The sequence below is a fragment of the Bradyrhizobium sp. AZCC 1577 genome (assembly GCF_036924575.1).
Taxonomy (GTDB): domain Bacteria; phylum Pseudomonadota; class Alphaproteobacteria; order Rhizobiales; family Xanthobacteraceae; genus Bradyrhizobium.
Genome location: NZ_JAZHRQ010000001.1, coordinates 1,664,864 through 1,682,012 on the forward strand (window position 1 = coordinate 1,664,864; position 17,149 = coordinate 1,682,012).

Below are 17,149 nucleotides of genomic sequence, written 5' to 3' on the forward strand. Positions count from 1 at the left end.
ACCAGTTTGAGAACACAACGCGCTGCTTTCAAACGGCTGCAAGACTAATTCGAAGGAATACCGCGGCTGCGGCGTTGCCGTATGTGAGCCGGTTCACGGCGGCCAACCGTTTTTCTTGCCGGTATGTCGCTTGTTGGCCCTTTTCGGACTTCAGGCGACGTCTGATTCGAGGCCGCAAAGCGCCGGATAGCGGACATCGATAAGCCGCGCTCACGAATCTGGATTGATGAATACTGAACCTAGTCCTCGCTCGCCTTGAACCGGCCGAGCCCCTTCAGCACGAACGGCGCTACTAGCGCAATCAGCGCAATGCCGAGCAGCGTCGCCGACATCGGACTCTGCAGCAGCACGATGGGATCGCCGAGGCTGATCGCGAGCGCGCGGCGCAACTGGCTTTCGGCGATTGGACCCAGGATGAGGCCGACGACGACAGGTGCGATCGGGAAGTCGAACCGACGCATCAGGAAGCCCAACACGCCGAAGACTGCCAGCATCGACAGCTCGACCACCGAAGGTTTTGCGGCGATGGTGCCCATGGTCGCGAACACGAGAATGCCGGCGTACAGCCACGGCTGTGGGATCGCGAGCAGTTTTACCCATAGCCCGACCAGCGGCAGGTTGAGTACCAGCAGCATAACGTTGGCGATGAAGAGGCTCGCAATCAGGCCCCACACCAGATCGGGCCGCTCGGCGAACAGCAGCGGTCCCGGGTTCAGCCCGTATTGCTGAAAGCCCGCCAGCATCATCGCAGCCGTCGCCGAGGTCGGAAGCCCGAGCGTCAATAGCGGCACAAGCGTGCCGGCGGCGGAGGCGTTGTTGGCAGCTTCCGGCCCGGCGACGCCTTCGATCGCGCCCTTGCCGAATTCCTCCGGATGTTTCGACAGCCGCTTCTCGGTCGAGTAGGACAGGAATGTCGGAATTTCCGCGCCACCCGCGGGAAGCGCACCAATCGGAAAGCCGAACATCGTCCCGCGCAGCCACGCCTTCCACGACCGCATCCAGTCCTGCTTCGTCATCCACAGCGAGCCGCGCACCGGCTCGATCTTCTCCTCGGCGTGATGGCGGCGCGATGCGACGTAGAGCGCTTCGCCTAAGGCGAACAGGCCGACCGCCAGCGTCGTCACCTCGACGCCGTCGAGCAGTTCGGGAATTCCGAACGCGAGCCGGGCCTGGCCGGTGAGCTTGTCGATGCCGATCAGCCCGAGCGTCAGCCCGATGAACAGGCTGGTCAGCCCGCGGATCGGCGAATCGCCGAAGGTCGCAGACACCGTCACGAAGGCCACGCACATCAGCGCGAAATAATCTTCAGGCCCGAAGCGCACGGCAAAATCCACCAGCCACGGTGCGAGAAAAGCCAGGCCGATGGTGGCAATGGTGCCCGCGACGAATGAGCCGATCGCCGACGTCGCCAGCGCCGGACCGCCGCGGCCGGCCTTGGCCATCTTGTTGCCCTCGAGCGCGGTTGCCATCGACGCGCTCTCGCCGGGCGTGTTGATGAGGATGGCGGTGGTCGATCCGCCATACATGCCGCCGTAATAAATTCCGGCGAACATGATCAGCGAGCCGCCGGGATCGAGCTTGTAGGTCACCGGCAACAGTAACGCGACGGTGAGCGCCGGTCCGATGCCGGGCAGCACGCCTACGGCAGTGCCGAGGAACACGCCGATGAGCGCATAAAGCAGGTTCATCGGCTGGACGGCGACGGCCATGCCATGCGCAAGCGCAGCGAAGGTTTCCATTACAGCAGTCTTTCCAGAGGGCCGGCCGGCAGGCTCAGCGTCAGCACCCGATCGAAGGCGAGATAGATCAGCGTGGTCATCACGAGCGCGATGACGAGGTCGGCGAGGATGGCGCGGCGCCCGAACGCCGCCGAGGTGGTGACGAACAGCGCCGATGTCGCCAGGATGAAGCCGCCGCCGAGGCCGATGATGGCGATCAGCAGCGCAAGTCCGCCGAGGATCAGCAGCACCGCTCTGGGATCGGCGCTTTCGCGCGGCGGCAGGTTGCCGCGCAACGCATCGATCAGATTGCCGATCGCGAGCAGGCCGAGCCCGACCGCGACGACGACCGGCATCACCTCGGGCCCCATGCCGTACATGGTGGTAGCCGGCAGTTGCCTGGAGTCCCATACCAGCACCGCGGCAAGCGCTGCGAGCGCCGCGGCAACGACCAGGCCCGCACGATCGATGCGCCGCGCCGCCGGGGCCTGCGGAAGGTCCGTCATGATTTGACGAGGCCGACCGACTTCAAGACGTCGGTGACACGCGCGGTTTCCTTCTTCAGGAAGTCGGCGAACGCATCGCCAGAAAGATAGGCGTCATCCCAGCCCTTCTGCTTGAGGATGTCCTTCCAGGCGTCGGACTTGATCATCTTCTCGACGGCGTCGCTCAACGTCTTGCGCTGCTCCGGCGTGATCCCGGGAGGCGCGACCACCGAACGCCAGTTGGCGAGCACGAGGTCGATCCCTTGTTCCTTGAAGGTCGGAATATCGATTCCGGCGATACGTTTCTCCGAGGTCACGCCGAGCGCGCGCAATTTGCCGGATTTGATCTGTCCTTCGTATTCGCTCAGGCCCGAAATGCCTGCGGTGACCTTGCCGCCGAGAATGGCCGCCAGCGACTCGCCGCCGCCGGAAAATGGAATGTAGTTGATCTTCTTGGCGTCGGCGCCGATCGTTCCCGCAAACAACGCTGCCATCACATGATCAACGCCGCCGGCCGAGCCGCCGGCAAAGGTTACCTTGGCGATATCGGCTTTCACGGCCGCGGCAAGATCCTGCGCTGTCTTGAGCGGCGAATTCGCCGGCACCACGATCACCTGGATTTCCTCGGTGAGGCGCGCAATCGGCGTCACCTGTTCGAGCGTCACCGGCGACTTGTTCATGGCGAGCGCGCCAACCATGACGAAGCCGTTCACCATCATCTGGTTGCCGTCACCCTTGGCGCCATTGACGAACTGCGCGATGCCGATGCTGCCGCCGGCGCCGGCAACGTTCGTGACCTGGACGCTGCGGGCGATCTTGGCGGCGACCAAAGCCTGCTGCATCGCGCGGGCGGTCTGATCCCAGCCGCCGCCGGGGGCTGCGGGCGCCATGATCTTGAGCTCGAGCTGCTGCGAGAGGGCAGATGCTGTGGCTGCAAGCGTCAACGCAACGACCGCGCCGAACAGGCGCGTATGAAACGGCATCATGGGATTTCCTCCAGGCTCACGCGGAGCCGCTGTGTGTCAATTCGTCGCATATCAGCCGGAAAACCCGCCGCTGTCCAGAAGGACCTTTGTGGGGGCGGACCGGATCTTTCAGATTTCGTCAGGGCTTTGAAGCTCGTGCGTTTTTGGCCTTCGGCACTTGCCTGACCGAAAGTGAAACGCCAATTGCTCGGCACACGTCCCGAACAGGCACCGTGCTTTGCGTTGCCTTGGCCTGGCTGTGGCGCCTGAATAAGACGCGATGACGAAGGGGCCACGGCCTCGGAGGCGAACGCGTCGCTGATGATTGAGGGGAAATTGATGCACGAGAATGCTCAATCCGGTCGAGAAGCCGATCGAAGCAGCGGCCCCAAGATGCGGCTGTTCTCCGCCGCCCTGAGCATGTTCGGCGCAAAGGTTCAGATCGCTGCACACGAGAAGGACATCGATTTCGAACTGGTCATGGTCGCCTTCACCCAGAAGGAGGGTTATGCGCCGAAGCATCCGGAAGTCCTGCGCATCAATCCGAAGCGCCAGGTCCCGGTGCTGATCGATGGCGATCTCGAGATTTTCGATTCCACCCAGATCTTCGAGTATCTCGAAGACATCAAGCCGAGCCCTGCGCTGTGGCCCGCTGCTCCTGCCGCGCGAGCCTGGGCTCGCCGGCTGGAGCATGAATCGGACGAGGTCTATTTCCCGCATATCATCAAATTGATGCCGCTCTGGAATACGCCAGGCGATCCCGCCGGCAAGCCCGCGCGCGAGGCCGCTGCTGCCTATTATCGAACCATGGAGCGTGTCCTTGGCGACCGCGAGTTTCTCGCCGGCGAATATTCCTTTGCCGATATCGCGTTCTATATGGCCCAGCTCTTCGGTGCCCGCATGGGTGCCGACATGACCGGCGAAACGCCGAGACTTCTGCAATGGCGGCAGCGCATGACGACGAGACCGGCCGTCATCAAGGTCGTTCGACCGATGGCCGACTACTTGCGCAGCGATGGCCGCAGCGTTCCAGCGTTTCTCTCGCCAATAGCGACGTGATCAACGCTGCGGCTACCCACGCCCGTTCGTCTCCGGCTACGCTCGCACCGCCGCGTGCGGAAACACGATCTCGATCAGCGTGCCGGAGCGGCCGCCGGTCTTGATCTGGAATTTGGCGCGGTTGGCTTCGACGAGCGCCTTGGTCAGCGACAGGCTGAGGGGCGCACTCTCGGACTGATCGGACGGCGCCCGCGTGCGGAACGGCTCGAGGGCTGCGGCAACCTCGTTGTCGTTGAGGCCGTTGCCGGTGTCGCGGACCCGCAGCATCACCTCGCCGAAATCGGACAGCGCGGTCGAGACGATGACCTGGCCGCCGGCATTGGCGAGATGGATCGAATTGCCGATCAGGTTCAGCGTGATCTGGCGCAACGCCTGCGCGTCTGCGATCACAGGCGGCAGCGTGTGCGCGAGCGAAGTGCGGATGATGATGCGCTCACGATTGGCCTGCGGCTGCATGACCGCCACGCAGCTCTCGACCAGCTCGTTGAGATTCTGGTTGGTGAAGGCGAGATCGAGCTTGCCGGTTTCGATCCGAGAGAGATCGAGCAGGTCGTTGACGATGGCGATCACGTGTTCGCCGGCGGCGCGGATGTCCTTCATGTATTCGCGGTAACGCTCGTTACCGAGCGCGCCGAAACGCTCCCCGATCATCACTTCGGCAAAGCCGATGATGGCGTTCAGCGGCATTCGCACCTCGTGGCTGATCCGGGCCAGCACGTCGGCCTTGGCGTTGGCGGCGCGTTCCGCCAGCCGTCGCGCCTCGCGCAACTCGCTCTCGGTCTTCTTGGCCTGCGAGAGATCGCGGAACACCGCGAAGAAATTCGGGCCGTCTGGGCGGGTGCGGCCGATGGTCATCGACAGCGGAATGATGCCGCCCTTACTTTCGCGGCCGAGCACCTCGCGGCCGTGATCGAGCAGGCTTTCGACACCGGAGGCCTTGATGCCGGCGAGATATTCGAACACGCCGTGCTGGCTTTCGGGCGCAAAGAGATCGGCGAGATTGCGTTGGACCAGTTCGTCGCCGTCACAGCCGAACAGCGCTTCGGCGCTGCGATTGGCTGCATGGATGTTGCCTTCGGCATCGAACATCAGGATGCCTTCGGCTGTGGTGTCGAGGATGGCGGCGAGTTCTTCGGCGTTGGCATGGCCGACATCGGACGGTTCGGGGATGTCCAGCTCCGCTACCGGCTCGGCTTGCGAGATGGCGGCGGCGATCGCCGCGCCCTCATGGCGCGTGGTCGAGAAGATCAGGGCCAGCGCCGAATCGCCGTCCCATGAAATCGTGTGGAGGCGGGCCTCGGCGGCCGATGACGGCGCGTTTGCATCCGCAGGCCCGCTTGCGGAAATCGTCACCGGCCTGCCGGTGTCCGATGTCGAGGACGCATTCGACGTGCCGGGTTCGACATAGAGCGCGTCGAGGCCGCCGGCCTCTTCCAGCGCATGCAGGCTGGCATAGCCCATCTGCGTCAGGAAGGCGGGGTTGGCATACAGCAGGCGGTCGAGGCGGTAGATCAGGATGCCGACGGGTAAGAGATCGAGCAGCGCCTTGTCGCGCGCGGCTTCGCCATGCGCGGGCGGTTCGGGCGAGGCCAACCATTCGGGCGGCCCGCCAGCTGGTTCGCGCGCGAACGATGCGACGGTTGGTTCAAAGATCGTTTCACCGGTGACGTTCGGCACCGCCTGGTTACCATTCTCGGTGACGAGCCGCGCCGACAATTGCCGCGCGAGTTCGTCGAAGGCACTGTTCTCGACCGGCGTCAGCGATAGCGGCTTCGCCTCGCCGGGGGCGCGGAATGGCACGACGTTGGGAGCATCTGCGGGCAATTCCGTCACGGTGTCCTTCAAGGCTTCGTTGGCGCTTTCCTTGACGCTTTGCTCGACGCTTTCCTTGGGAGGTTCCACGGGCGTTTCCAAATCGTTTTGATGTGAAGTCTCGGCAGCAATCGGTTCGGGCAAATCGTCGACCAAAGGCGGTGCAACGCCTGTCGGGCTGGGAAATTCCGGGGCGGGCGGCTCTTGCGGCATTGCCATCTCGCCGGTCAATTCCGCCAGGCGCAGGGCGGCGAGCAGGGCGAGGGCGTCGAAATCGCGGCAGACGCCAAAGCCGCGATATCCGATGAAATTCCGCTGCCCGTCGAAAATCGGCAAGCCGGACAATTCAACCGGCAGAGTGCCGCCGCCATCGACCGGCCAGTTCAGCACGATGCCGCTCCAGGTCGCGCATGTGGCGAACGCCTTCATCACCCGCCCGTCGGGATCGAGCGCAAATCTCTCGGCGATCTCGCGCCATGGCCGCCCGAAGCCGGCCGTGGTGCGCGGGCCGATCAGGCCAGTGAATTCGTCGGTCCCGAGCGTGAAGCGGCCTTCCCGATCCATCTGCCAGGTGAAGCGCAGCGGCAGGCGGCGGGTCGGCTGCCTGGCGAATGCTTCGAGCGCCGGGAATGGCGTGCGTGGAGCAGGCTCCGTCGCGGCCGGCTCCTCCGCGGCGGCTGGCTCGGCAAACGCATCGAACAATGCAAACTCGGCGGGCGCTTCGCCCGATTGCGCGGGCTGGTCGTAATCGGGAGCTGGCTGCGGCACGGCCGCTTGCTCCATGACGGGCGCGCTCGGCTGCGGGGCCGGCTTTGAGGCTGTGGCCTCGGGCCGCATCTCGTTCTCGGGCTGCTCATGCGCCCGCGCCGGCCGCGGCGCGATCAGCGCGATGTCGCCGGCCGCGATCAAGACACCATGGCTGCCATTGGGAAAGTCGAACCGCGAACAGCCGCAGGTCGCAAGCATGCCGGGCGCTGCGCCAAACCCCTGTAACCGCTCCAGGCGGATGGCGCCGTTGGCGAGCAGCCGTCCTGCGAGCCGCGCGATCTGCCGCCGGTGCCGGTCGGCCGGTCCGAAGGTCTTCTCAGCAAGGGCTGCGGCGCTGGCGGCGCCGAACATGCGGGCGCCGGCCGGATTGGCCCACAGGATCCGCCTGCCGTCGGCCGTCCACAGCCATGCCGGCAGGCGGCTCGCCGCATAGGCCGCCAATCGCGGATCGCTCTGCATCCGCCACTGAAATTCCGCGTCCTTCATCGCAACTACATGACCGTCCGGCGCCACGATCGGCACCAAAATGCCGATAACCTTAAGGGATCGTTACTATCGCAAGCCGGCGGCAGCAGGTCCACGGCCCGGCCGTCCGGCCGTGGTTTAAGCGGCGGATAACCTTAACCCCGGCTGGACCCTTTGGCTGGCCGCCGCGTTGGGTGGTTGCAAACGGCAGTCAAGGGATCAACGGGGAACCTCCCGGCGCCGCATCCGTCCCCGGAGCGGCGCCCTGACAGTATCCGGACGCAATCCCAGCCAATGCAAAGGAACGCACCATGAGTGGCGAAGTGCGAGACCGTTTCGAGATACCCAAGGAAATGCGATCGATGGCGGAAGCGAGCCTGGAGCAGGCCCGCAAGACGTTTGAGAAATTTGTCGCCGCCGCGCAGACCACCGCGGATACCATCGAGGAGCGTAATGCCTCGATGCGCGAGGGTGCCAAGGATGTCCGGCAGAAGGCTGTCGCCTATGCCGAGAAGAACGTGCAGGGGTCGCTCGATTACGCGCAGTCACTTCTGAAGGCCAAGGACCTGGCCGAGGTGACGCGGCTGCACAGCGAATATGTGCAGGGGCAAATGCGTGTGCTGGCGGAGCAGGCCAGCGAGATGAGCCAGATCGTCGGCAAGGCCGCCATGGATGCGGCGAAGCCGAAAGCCTGACCCCGCCCGCAGCGGGCAGTACTGCAACCGCCAAATGGACCGGCTGGAAGGCGCATCCGGTGCGGGTTCCCTATGCGGCGTCGCACCAGAAATTGCAGTGCGTTGCACAAATTTGACACGATATGGGTGCTTATTGGGCGAGCCCGTGGATGGGCAAACTTCCGTGAGTGCGATCCCTTTTGGCGTTCCTTCCGGTCGTCCGCCCGGCACCCGCCAGGGGAACATCGATTAACCCCATTGTGAAGGATGCAACCTGTGACCAGCTCCACCGATCCCTTCTCCGCCTCCATCATTCCCTTCGAAGTTCCCGAGCAGATGCGCGCACTCGCCGAAAAGGGCGTTTCGCAGGCCCGCGACAACTACGCCAAGTTCAAGGATGCAGCCGAAACCCACAATGGCACCATCGAGGCCGTGTTCACTACCGCCAGCAAGGGCGCCAGCGAGTACAACGCCAAGCTGATCGAGTTCTTCAAGGCCAACACCTCGTCCTCGCTCGATTTCGCGCAGGAGCTGCTCGGCGTGAAGACGCCGGCGGCAGCGCTCGAACTGTGGACTGCGCACGCCAAGAAGCAGTACGAGGCCTTCACCGCGCAGGCCAAGGAGCTTGCCGAGCTTGGCCAGAAGGTTGCGACCGAGACCGTCGAGCCGATCAAGGCCTCCGCCTCGAAGTACTACAAGCCCGCCGCCTGAGCGGGCTCGCATCGCCAACGAAAAGCCCGGGCGAAGCGGCCCGGGCTTTTTGCTGTTACGGGACCATTTTGCGGGCCCCGGCGCGATCCGCGTTTGAACGCAACACGCGCCCGAAACGACTATAATCAGATGCTTCCCGGCCTTGCCAAAGGCCGGCGTTGCACCTAGTTTCCGGCCCATTCGCGACCCCCTTTTGGGGCTTCCGCGTGAGGGATGCAGTTGTAGCTCAGTTGGTTAGAGCGCCTGTCTGTGGAACAGGAGGTCGGTGGTTCGAGCCCACCCAACTGTACCAATCCTTCAGTCGCTGAATTATCTCCCGACCTGTCGTGACACTTGTGCTGTGGCGCGTTGTCCAGCCGTGCTTGCCAAGCCCCACTCGTTCACCCACAATTCCGGGAATCATTGCGGCTTGGGGGAATTCATGGCGATTTTTCGGATCGAAAATTTTCAGCTCGGATTGTTGCTTGCCGCCGCACTAGCCGTTTCGATCTCGCCCGCCGTCAGTCAGACCTATACACCCGAACAGGAGCAGGCCTGCACCGGGGACGCGTTCCGCCTCTGCAGCTCCGATATCCCTGACATCAGCCGCGTCACCGCCTGCATGGTGCGCAACAAGTCGCAGCTCTCGCCGGCTTGCCGGGCGCACTTCCGTCCCGAGCCCGATGAAATCACGGCCCGGCCGGTGGGCCGGCCGACCATCATCCGGCCGGCAGCCCCGCGCAAAGCCGCTGCAGCCAAGCCGCGAAAAAAGCCGAAAAAGCCTGCGACCTGACGGCGGCGCGCCCGTTTCAAGGTCGCTTTTCGCGACAGACTGACGCTTGCCAGCGGCCGATTCAATGAACATCTCCCATGGGGAAGAGGAGAGGGTTCATTGATAGATCACAGTAAAGAGCTCGACCGGCATTTTGCCTGGTTCGAGAGGAAGCTGCCATCGGGGCCGGCGAAGTTCGTCGGCTGGGTGCGCAAGCCGTCGTCGATCTACGTCCGAGTACCGCTTGCCATACTGCTGGTCGCCGGCGGCTTTCTCAGCTTCCTGCCGGTGCTCGGGCTCTGGATGCTGCCGCTCGGACTCCTTTTGTTCGCGCAGGACATCCCGCCACTGCAGAAGCCGTTGTCGCTGGGGCTTGGATGGATCGAACGCAAATGGCTCGAACGCCAGCGCGCAAAGCTCGAACGCGAGCGCACAAAAGGCGCGCAGTGAGCCAGGCAAGGTGAGCTTTCGATTCCTTCTCAAGGTCACCGGGGTTGCACGGTGTGACTCAAAAACCAGCCTTATTGGCAATTAAGTGGCTTCATCACGGCGGGTGATAAATTTTTCTTTCACGAATCACCGCGCTGATTCATTTTCGGCTTCTGGGGTCAACTGGAGGCCAAGATATGAACGTAATTGTTTTCGCATCACGTAAGGGGGGCTCGGGAAAGAGTACCCTGGCTGCTCACCTCGCTGCCCATGTTCACAAGGCAACGAAGCCCATCCTGCTCGTCGATGCCGATCCGCAGGGCTCGCTTACGCTCTGGCACAAATTGCGCGGCACCAACGAGCCGCCGATCAAGGCCGCGGTGAATTCCGTCAGCGGCATTGTCGCTGCCGCCAAGCGCGACGGCATCGAATGGGTGTTCATCGACACGCCGCCGAATTTGTCGGCCGTCGTCGACGATGCGATCCGCAACGCCACCATGGTGATCATTCCGGCGCGGCCCGGCGTGTTCGACGTCAACGCGGTGCAGGAAACCATTCAGACCTGCCGTTCGGCGCGCAAGCCCTACGCGGTCGTGATCAACGGTGCGCCTGCCGAACGCGACGGCGCCGAGAGCCGCATCGTCAGCATCGCACGTGAAGCGCTGGCGAAATTCCGCGCGCCGGTGTGGAGCGGCCAGATCACCAACCGCGCCGATCTGATCATGGCGCTGAGCCAGGGCGAAGGCGCCCGCGAATATTACGCGGAAGGCCGGGCGGCCGCGGAGATCAGCAGGCTGTGGGGCGCGATCGAGCGTTCGATCAAGGCGATCCGCGGAACGGCGTCGGCATCGGGCGCCATGCACAAGCAGGCGGCGTAACAACGCCGCTCTCGATCTGCCGGACTGATAAAGAACGCGCGGGCCCCGCGCGTTTTTCTTTTTGTTACGCCACCATCAGCACGTAGAACACGACCACCGGCGACAGCGTCAGGATCACCGACCAGACGCCGACAGCCCACAGAATGTCCTCGGTTGAAAAGCCCTGTTGTCCAGGAATGCTGTTGTTCTCGAAATGCACGACGCGCCCCCGCGTTTTTCTGTTGTATGGGGATGTTGATACGCCAACGGTTTTAAAAAGCCGGTTGCGATTTCGCTTGCATTTGACCGCACCTGCTACCGCCGATTAACCACCGCCATGTCTGGTTAACTTTCCGTGACCGCATGCCGTCAAAGTCGATCGAAGCCTCCCCCGTAACGTTAGAATTTTAGGCGTATGGATCTCCCGCTCAGAAAAACGACGGGGGAAAAACGATGAGCACTTACGACAAGAAATTTCCGATTGCCGAATACGCCCAGAGCATGCACGACGTTCTTCTGGTGTCGTCATTCGCCGCCTGGGCGATGCTGCTCGGCTTCGCACCCGTGATGGCCTATCGCCTGCTGGTGAGCTAATTCCATTTCTCCCTCTCGCCATCGGGCGAGAGGGAGCCGATGCCATGCTTAAGCCCGCCGCAAAAGCTGTGGCCTCCGCTGTTCGACTTCCTCGTCGAGCAATGCCGCCAACTCTGCGCTTATCTTCACCATCGGCAGGCGAACCTCGGCGCTGTCGATCAGTCCGTTGCGCGCCAGCCAGTATTTTGCGGGCGCCGGGCTCGGCTCGGCGAACAACAGCCGGGACAGCCGGGAGAGGTTCTTCCAGCACGCCCGCGCGCCGTCGCGGTCGCCCTGCGTGAGCAGCGTCCGCAGCGATGCGAAGGCCTCGGTCTCCAGATGCGCCGACAACAGAATTGCGCCATCGGCGCCGTCGGCGAGCGCGTCGTGATACTCCGCGTCTTCGCCGGTCAGCACGCGAAAGCCTGCTGGCCGTCTCGCCAGAAAGTCAATCGACTGCGCGCGGTCGGCGCCGCAATCCTTCATGCCGACAATGTTTGGATGCAAGGCAAGTTGCAGCAACGTCTCATTGGTGAGGCTGACGCCTGTCCGGTAGGGAATGTTGTAGAGCACGATCGGCCATGAGGCGTGATCGGCGAGCGCGGTGAAGTGCTGCACGAGGCCGCGCTGCGACGGCCGGATATAATAGGGGCTCGCGATCAGATAGCCGTCGATCGGCCAGGTCGCCGTCTCATCCAGCGCATCGAGCATCTTCGCGGTGGAGGCGCCGGACAGGCCGAGCAGGATCGGCAAGTGACGCCGGGTGGCGGAGAGTTCGCTCTGCGTCAGCGTCACCAGCCGCTCGAGTTCGTCTGCGCGGAGCGACATGCCTTCGCCCGACGTCGCCGCGAGAATGAAGCCGTCGACAGGGCCAGCCGCATAGTGTCGGACGAGCCGGCGCAGCGACGCCTCGTCGAGTTCGCCGTCGCGAAACGGCGTGATCAGCGGCAGCCACAGGCCCTGCAGCCGGCTTGCCAGGTCGTTGGTCGAAGGGGCAGTCATCGTTCCATCTCCTTTGGGGGTAAGCGCCGGAGACGGGACCAACAAAAAACCCCGTCCAGACGGCGGGGTTCGGGATCGTGGGTTCGCGACAGACTAGCGCGCGCGTCGATCTCGGGTCCCCGGATGGGGACCTTTTTTCGACGACAGTGCTGCGCACGAACTCGTGATCATGTGCAGATGATGGAGGCCGAGAACCTCAATGTCAATCTGTGCGGGAACATGACATTGACGCGAAAAAAAGCCGGGCCCGAAAGAGCCCGGCTTGAGGTATTGGCCACGTGAGGCCGACACAATCACCTTCCAAGAGGGATTACTGAACCGCCGCGTCACTGGAGGAGGGGGACATATGCGCGACGCGACCGCTCAGCATTTAAGCACTATGATCCTCATCAGTGCCTTGCAGCAACCGTCCGAGCCGCATGTCAGTCATGCGAAGAGCGGGGCCTCCATAAAATAGGCTAATCCGGAAAGCGAAAGACGAAGCGCCACCGTTCTAGCTTTTATTTTGGAGCATGATCTCCGGGCAAACGCTTCGCGTTTGTCCCCGAGGAAAACCGGTCCCCACTTTTCCGGATCATGCTCTAGGAGGGCCAGCGCTGCGCCTTGCTCACCACGAAGTCGCGGAATACCTGCACGCGTGCGACCGTCTTCAGTTCCTCGGGGTAAACGAAATACGTGTCCACCGCGATCGAATCGGTTTCGCCGAACAACTGCACCAGGCGGTTGTTCTCCTCGACCAGATAGTCGGGCAGGGCGGCGATGCCGAGCCCCTGCTGGCAGGCCCGAACGAGCCCCAAGATGTTGTTCACCTTGAAGTAGGCCTCGCGCGGGCCCGAGCCGTTGCGGCCGGCATCGATCAGCCAGCTCCGGTTCTGCAGATGCGGCGGCACCTGCGCATCGCCGAGCATGATGATGCGGTGCGAGTCGAGGTCGTCCAGCGTCCGCGGCGTGCCGAAGCGCTTGATGTATTCCGGCGAGCAATAGGCATGGAAGCCGATCGAGAACAGCTTGCGCTGGATCAGGTCGGGCTGGGTCGGCTTGCGGGTCCGGATCGCGACGTCGGCCTCGCGCATCGACAGGTCGAGATCCTCGTCGGTGACGATCAGCGAGATACGGATATCCGGATAAAGCGCGGTGAACTCGTCGAGCCGCGGGATCAGCCAGTTGATGCCGAGCGCGGGCGGCGTCGTGATCTTGAGGTCGCCGCTCGGCCGCTCGCGGCTGTCGGTGAGTTTGGCGCGCGCCGCCTGCAACTGCATGAAGACGTCATGCGCCGTGCGGAACAAAAGATCGCCCTGCTCGGTGAGGATGAGCCCGCGCGCGTGGCGGTGGAACAGCGACACCGCAAGCTCCTGCTCCAGCGCGCTGACCTGCCGCGATACCGCGGATTGCGAGAGCCCCAATTGTTCGCCGGCATGGGTAAAGCTTCCCGCTTCCGCCGCCGCGTGAAAGACCTTCAGCTTGTCCCAGTCCATGTCAAATCCGTCTCGTGTTCTAGGCATAACTATTCAGCCGCTGCGCGATCGCTCGCGCGCAAAGCCAGGAAGCGTTCGGCCTCGAGGGCTGCCATGCAGCCGAGGCCCGCAGCCGTAACCGCCTGGCGGTAGGTTTCGTCGGCCACATCGCCCGCGGCGAACAGGCCGGGGATCGAGGTTGCGGTCGAGTTCGGCGCCACCTCGACATAGCCTGATGGCCTCAGCTTGATCTGGCCTTTGACGAGGTCGGTGGCCGGCGCATGCCCGATGGCAATGAAGACACCGTCGGCCGTAACCTTCGTGAGTGCGCCGGTCTTGACGTTCTTCAGGCGCACATGGGTGACCTTGCTCGGGTTCTCGGCGCCGCAGATCTCGTCGATCGCCGAGTCCCACACCACCTTGATCTTCGGATTCTTGAACAGCCGGTCCTGCAGGATGCGCTCGGCGCGGAAATGATCGCGGCGATGCACGATGGTGACCTGCGAGGCGAAGTTGGTCAGGAACATCGCTTCCTCGACCGCGGTATTGCCGCCGCCGACCACGATCACCTCCTTGCCGCGGTAGAAGAAGCCGTCGCAGGTCGCGCAGGCCGAGACGCCAAAACCCTTGAACTTTTCTTCCGAGGGAATGCCGAGCCAGCGCGCCTGCGCGCCGGTGGCGAGGACCACGGTTTCCGCCAGATAGACATCGCCGCTATCGCAGGTCAGGCGGAACGGCCGCTGCGCCAGTTCGAGTTTGTTGACGAAATCGGTGACGATTTTGGTGCCGACATGGGCCGCCTGCTTCTCCATCTGCTCCATCAGCCAGGGGCCCTGGATGACGTCGGCAAAGCCCGGATAGTTTTCCACGTCGGTGGTGATGGTGAGTTGTCCGCCGGGCTGGATGCCCTGGATCAGCACCGGCTCCAGCATCGCGCGCGCCGCGTAGATCGCCGCGGTGTAGCCGGCGGGGCCGGAACCGATAATGACGACCTTGGCATGGATAGGCGCAGGCATCGGCGGATCCCTCTCTTATTCGGGGGTTTGTTTTGACTTGAGCAGAAGCGCCTTGGAAGGAGGTCGACGGCGCTGAAAGTGTCAAATCCAAGTCTAAGATATCTGGGTAGCTATGCAAGAATTGCAATTCATCCCAGCGAATTTTCCCCGGAACTGAAGTAACAATCGCGAAATATGGCGTCATGCGCGCAATAAAATTGCGCAAGCTGCACGGCGTGCGCTAAGAGAGTTGCCAGTAAGGCCAGCCCACGCGGCCAGAATTAGGGAACCCGACGCGCGTGTCGAAGAATCTTGACGAAATCGACCTTCGAATTCTTGCCGAAATCCAGGCCGACGGCCGAATCACCAACGTGGAACTGGCCAAGCGCGTCGGTATCTCGCCGCCGCCCTGCCTGCGCCGGGTCCGCACGTTGGAGGAAGAAGGCTACATCCAGGGCTATCGGGGCCTGTTGGATCCGCGTCGGCTAGGCTTCGACGTCACCGTGTTTGCTTCGGTCCATTTGTCCAGCCAAGCGGATGCGGATTTGCGTGCGTTCGAGGATTTCGTCCGCGCCGAGCCCCTGGTGCGGGAATGCTGGATGCTGTCGGGCGAGATCGACTTCATCCTCAAATGCGTCGCGCCCGACATGGCGACGTTTCAGGATTTCGTCACGCACCTGACGGCCGCGCCGCATGTGCGCAACGTCAGGACGTCGCTGGTGCTGCACAATTCGAAATATGAAGCGGCGGTGCCGCTCGATGTGAAGGTGGCGGGGTGAGGTGCGCCAGCCTATCCCCGTCATTGCGAGGAGCGAAAGCGACGAAGCAATCCATTCTTCCCACGAGGAGAGATGGATTGCTTCGCGGAGCCTGTCATCCGGCGGCGCTTCGCGCCGACCGGGTGGCTCGCAATGACGAGGTGAGACCTCAGCTTTACTTCTTCCGCATCGCGTCGATGCTGTACGGACCGCCGCCTGCAGCCGAAAGATAAAGGCAGGCAAAGCAGAACAGGATCGCGAGCGTGCCGCCGTTGATGAGCGGAAAGAAGCCCCTCGGCGCATGACCGATGAAATAGGCAAAGGCCATCTCGCCGGCGAGAATGAAGGCCACGGGCTGCGTGAACAGTCCGAGCAGCAAAAGCCCGCCTAGAATCAACTCGATCATACCGGCGGCTCCCGGTAGCGACATCAACTGCACCTTGTTGAGGAACGCGGCAGCGTTACCCTCCGGAATAGTCGGAAACTTCAGAATCTTCGCGACACCGTACTGAAACAGCAACAGCCCGGTGATGAAGCGAAACAGGCTCAGCGCCGGCGGTTGCCATTTCGCGAGCATCTTGTCGATTTGTTCCATGTCCTAGTCCCCCTTTGTTTGACGCGCTGAAACTTAGCGCCACGAGATTACACGGTCTTGTCGGATCGCGTGTGATGCCGACACAACACCCCTGAGATTGAATCATTCCCCTTCACCGCACAGCTTCGCGACATTGTTGCGATTGCAGCGCAGCACGATGCCGCCTCGGCAGCAGCCTGCAGCTCATCGCCGCAAAATGCCGATGCTTCGCAACGCCGGCACGCCCCCGCTCCAGTTAGTTATAGTCTATAAACATCGTCCGGGATTCGGATATTCTGAAATCCGCCGCACCACCACTCACATTCCTGTCAGGACCGCGGCAACAAAAAAGCCGCGTGGAAAACGCGGCTTTGTCGCAACAGTAACTTGCAGGTGACTACAGCATGATCCGGATCCGAAGGGCCGCGTCAGCGCAAAGTGGATACCGGTTTTCCCTCGCGACAAACGCCGAACGCGTTTGCGCGGAGATCATGCTGGAATAAATGAGATAGAGCGGGATGACGATTCGAAGAACGTCATCGCGCTCTATCGCCACTCGACCTTGGTGATCTCGTAGGCCTTGGCGCCGCCGGGAGCCACGACCTCCACGGTCGAGCCCTTCTTCTTGCCGATCAGGGCGCGCGCCAGCGGCGAGGTGATCGAGATGCGGCCCTTCTTGGCGTCGGCTTCCGGTTCGCCGACGATCTGCCACACCGCTTTCTTTTCGGTGTCCTCGTCGACCAGCGTGACGGTCGCGCCGAACTTGACGGTGTCGCCGGACAGTTTCGAGATGTCGATGATGTCGGCGCGCGCGAGCTTGTCCTCGAGCTCGGCGATGCGGCCTTCGTTGTGCGACTGCTCTTCCTTGGCCGCGTGATATTCCGCGTTCTCGGAGAGATCGCCATGCGAGCGCGCCTCGGCGATATGCTCGATGATGCGCGGACGCTCCACCGACTGGCGCTGCTTCAATTCGATCTCCAGGGCGGCATACCCGCTAGCAGTCATCGGAACCTTGTCCATCATCTCTTTCCGTCCTTCCCTCGTGCGAGCCGCCAGAAGTTGCGCGCACAAGCCACGCTTTCGATTTCGATCAGGCCCT

18 protein-coding genes and 1 tRNA gene are annotated in these 17,149 nt (G+C 62.9%); 9 read left to right on the top strand and 10 right to left on the bottom strand.

Features of this window, described 5'->3' with window-relative positions:
• Nucleotides 1-239: 239 nt before the first annotated feature.
• The 3 genes from V1278_RS07775 to V1278_RS07785 are packed head-to-tail and all read right to left on the bottom strand — an operon-like array spanning nucleotide 240 to nucleotide 3,189.
• The gene (locus V1278_RS07775; RefSeq protein WP_334380197.1) at nucleotides 240-1,739 is read right to left on the bottom strand and encodes a tripartite tricarboxylate transporter permease; all 1,500 of its coding nucleotides are present in this window, start codon (nucleotides 1,737-1,739) and stop codon (nucleotides 240-242) included.
• Nucleotides 1,739-2,224, bottom strand: coding sequence for a tripartite tricarboxylate transporter TctB family protein (locus V1278_RS07780; protein ID WP_334380198.1), 486 nt, complete (start codon nucleotides 2,222-2,224; stop codon nucleotides 1,739-1,741). Before V1278_RS07780 ends, V1278_RS07775 begins: the two co-directional genes overlap by 1 nt.
• A complete protein-coding gene (locus V1278_RS07785; protein ID WP_334475816.1) occupies nucleotides 2,221-3,189 on the bottom strand; it encodes a Bug family tripartite tricarboxylate transporter substrate binding protein in 969 nt (322 codons plus the stop codon). The genes V1278_RS07780 and V1278_RS07785 overlap by 4 nt, the downstream gene beginning before the upstream one ends.
• Nucleotides 3,190-3,507: 318 nt before the next feature.
• Here V1278_RS07785 and V1278_RS07790 point away from each other — a divergent pair, with 318 nt between their 5' ends.
• The gene (locus V1278_RS07790) at nucleotides 3,508-4,227 is read left to right on the top strand and encodes a glutathione S-transferase family protein (RefSeq protein ID WP_334380200.1); all 720 of its coding nucleotides are present in this window, start codon (nucleotides 3,508-3,510) and stop codon (nucleotides 4,225-4,227) included.
• Between the two features lie 36 nt (nucleotides 4,228-4,263).
• Here the strand turns inward: V1278_RS07790 and V1278_RS07795 are convergent, their stop codons facing one another.
• Complete coding sequence (locus V1278_RS07795) at nucleotides 4,264-7,293, bottom strand: PAS domain-containing protein (RefSeq protein WP_334384125.1); 3,030 nt, start codon at nucleotides 7,291-7,293, stop codon at nucleotides 4,264-4,266.
• Nucleotides 7,294-7,583: 290 nt separating this feature from the next.
• Between V1278_RS07795 and V1278_RS07800 the strand changes: the two genes are divergently transcribed.
• The 6 genes from V1278_RS07800 to V1278_RS07825 all read left to right on the top strand — a co-directional run bounded on the left by V1278_RS07800 (nucleotide 7,584) and on the right by V1278_RS07825 (nucleotide 10,715).
• Nucleotides 7,584-7,967, top strand: a complete 384-nt coding sequence (locus tag V1278_RS07800; protein ID WP_334364996.1) for a phasin family protein — start codon at nucleotides 7,584-7,586, stop codon at nucleotides 7,965-7,967.
• A gap of 255 nt (nucleotides 7,968-8,222) precedes the next feature.
• The gene (locus V1278_RS07805) at nucleotides 8,223-8,657 is read left to right on the top strand and encodes a phasin (RefSeq protein ID WP_334364995.1); all 435 of its coding nucleotides are present in this window, start codon (nucleotides 8,223-8,225) and stop codon (nucleotides 8,655-8,657) included.
• 215 nt (nucleotides 8,658-8,872) lie between these two features.
• Nucleotides 8,873-8,949, top strand: a tRNA-His gene (locus tag V1278_RS07810).
• Nucleotides 8,950-9,078: 129 nt separating this feature from the next.
• On the top strand, nucleotides 9,079-9,429 hold the full coding sequence (locus tag V1278_RS07815; RefSeq protein WP_334380201.1) for a hypothetical protein: 351 nt from the start codon (nucleotides 9,079-9,081) through the stop codon (nucleotides 9,427-9,429).
• A 99-nt stretch (nucleotides 9,430-9,528) separates the two neighbouring features.
• Nucleotides 9,529-9,858: a hypothetical protein gene (locus V1278_RS07820; protein ID WP_334364993.1), complete on the top strand. Its 330-nt coding sequence runs from the start codon at nucleotides 9,529-9,531 to the stop codon at nucleotides 9,856-9,858.
• 176 nt (nucleotides 9,859-10,034) lie between these two features.
• The gene (locus tag V1278_RS07825; protein WP_065743187.1) at nucleotides 10,035-10,715 is read left to right on the top strand and encodes a ParA family protein; all 681 of its coding nucleotides are present in this window, start codon (nucleotides 10,035-10,037) and stop codon (nucleotides 10,713-10,715) included.
• Nucleotides 10,716-10,779: 64 nt separating this feature from the next.
• Here the strand turns inward: V1278_RS07825 and V1278_RS07830 are convergent, their stop codons facing one another.
• Nucleotides 10,780-10,914: a hypothetical protein gene (locus tag V1278_RS07830; RefSeq protein WP_334364992.1), complete on the bottom strand. Its 135-nt coding sequence runs from the start codon at nucleotides 10,912-10,914 to the stop codon at nucleotides 10,780-10,782.
• Between the two features lie 233 nt (nucleotides 10,915-11,147).
• Between V1278_RS07830 and V1278_RS07835 the strand changes: the two genes are divergently transcribed.
• Complete coding sequence (locus tag V1278_RS07835) at nucleotides 11,148-11,288, top strand: hypothetical protein (protein WP_334364991.1); 141 nt, start codon at nucleotides 11,148-11,150, stop codon at nucleotides 11,286-11,288.
• Between the two features lie 48 nt (nucleotides 11,289-11,336).
• On the opposite strand, the gene dapA is transcribed toward V1278_RS07835, so the two are convergent.
• From dapA to trxB, 3 genes are all read right to left on the bottom strand, one after another.
• The gene (gene dapA, locus V1278_RS07840; RefSeq protein WP_334380202.1) at nucleotides 11,337-12,269 is read right to left on the bottom strand and encodes a 4-hydroxy-tetrahydrodipicolinate synthase; all 933 of its coding nucleotides are present in this window, start codon (nucleotides 12,267-12,269) and stop codon (nucleotides 11,337-11,339) included.
• A 581-nt stretch (nucleotides 12,270-12,850) separates the two neighbouring features.
• On the bottom strand, nucleotides 12,851-13,771 hold the full coding sequence (locus tag V1278_RS07845) for a LysR family transcriptional regulator (RefSeq protein ID WP_028350191.1): 921 nt from the start codon (nucleotides 13,769-13,771) through the stop codon (nucleotides 12,851-12,853).
• A gap of 2 nt (nucleotides 13,772-13,773) precedes the next feature.
• Nucleotides 13,774-14,739 (bottom strand): thioredoxin-disulfide reductase, encoded by a 966-nt coding sequence (gene trxB / locus V1278_RS07850; protein WP_334380203.1) that lies wholly within the window; start codon nucleotides 14,737-14,739, stop codon nucleotides 13,774-13,776.
• 278 nt (nucleotides 14,740-15,017) lie between these two features.
• Here trxB and V1278_RS07855 point away from each other — a divergent pair, with 278 nt between their 5' ends.
• Nucleotides 15,018-15,497: an Lrp/AsnC family transcriptional regulator gene (locus V1278_RS07855; RefSeq protein ID WP_213254143.1), complete on the top strand. Its 480-nt coding sequence runs from the start codon at nucleotides 15,018-15,020 to the stop codon at nucleotides 15,495-15,497.
• A 154-nt stretch (nucleotides 15,498-15,651) separates the two neighbouring features.
• Here V1278_RS07855 and V1278_RS07860 read toward each other — a convergent pair whose 3' ends face one another.
• Together V1278_RS07860 and greA are read right to left on the bottom strand one after the other, a co-directional pair.
• Nucleotides 15,652-16,062, bottom strand: a complete 411-nt coding sequence (locus V1278_RS07860; RefSeq protein ID WP_334384126.1) for a DoxX family protein — start codon at nucleotides 16,060-16,062, stop codon at nucleotides 15,652-15,654.
• A 534-nt stretch (nucleotides 16,063-16,596) separates the two neighbouring features.
• Nucleotides 16,597-17,070 (bottom strand): transcription elongation factor GreA, encoded by a 474-nt coding sequence (greA, locus tag V1278_RS07865; RefSeq protein WP_156908795.1) that lies wholly within the window; start codon nucleotides 17,068-17,070, stop codon nucleotides 16,597-16,599.
• Nucleotides 17,071-17,149 lie beyond the last annotated feature (79 nt).